The sequence below is a fragment of the Sulfuricella sp. T08 genome, from assembly GCF_000971475.1.
GTDB lineage: Bacteria > Pseudomonadota > Gammaproteobacteria > Burkholderiales > Sulfuricellaceae > Sulfuricella.
Genome location: NZ_DF967575.1, coordinates 1 through 923, shown reverse-complemented (window position 1 = coordinate 923; position 923 = coordinate 1). Strand labels below are relative to the sequence as shown.

Genomic DNA, 923 nt, shown 5'->3' with positions numbered 1-923 from the left:
CGGCTGGTGGAATAGCTGTATTGAAGCACAAAGAAGACAGCCAGGAAGATCAAGGCAAAGCGTAGCTCCATGCCGCGCAAGTGGAATCCATTGGCTCGTTGCAGGTTGGGATTAGGCTGTTCAGTCAGGGGCATGGACGGGTGTCACTGGAAAAAACCCAACCAGCGAAAAGGAGGACAGGAGGGAAGCTGGCCGGGTGATGTGATTATCACCGGGGAATGTTGCAGTTTTGTGGCGAAAGCGAACTTACAAGGGGGGTGTCCTGAATTTTGTGTAAACGGAGTTTCGTTTAACGTTGCGGCATCCGGTCATCGAATTGAATAGTAAACCGGTTTAGCGCCGCTTTCCAATCCCGGATCGGCATGGTCCACTTCTGGCTGATGTTTTGCAGGGCCAGGTAGAACAGCTTCAGCAACGACTCGTCGCTCGGGAACGAGCCACGGTTCTTGGTGATTTTGCGCAAGCTCATGTTCACCGACTCGATGGCATTGGTGGTGTAAATCACCTTCCTGATTTCCGGGGGATAGTCGAAGAACGGGATGATGCGCTCCCAGTTGCGCCGCCAGGACTGGACAATCGAAGGATAGGCCTCTCCCCATTTCTCCTCGAACTCGGCCAGCTTGGCCTCAGCTTCCTCGACGGTTGCAGCCGAGTAGATGATCCGCAAATCAGCAGCGACGGCCTTGCGCAGTTTCCAGCTCACGTAGTTCAGGCTGTAGCGTACCAGATGCACGATACAAAGCTGCACAGCCGTCTTGGGGAATACGGCCTCAATAGCTTCCGGGAAGCCTTTCAACCCATCGACGCAGGCGATAAAGATGTCCTGCACGCCACGGTTCTTGAGTTCAGTCACCACTTGTAGCCAGAATTTGGCCCCCTCGGTCTGGGCGATCCAGATGCCCAGCAGTTCTTTCTCCCCGGCC

Annotated in this window: 1 protein-coding gene; it reads right to left on the bottom strand. The window is 54.8% G+C overall.

Annotated elements, in window-relative coordinates:
• Positions 1–289: 289 nt before the first annotated feature.
• Positions 290–923, bottom strand: a 634-nt coding sequence (locus SCT_RS15190; RefSeq protein ID WP_144408297.1) for an IS256 family transposase, incomplete at its 5' end; no start/stop codon positions are given.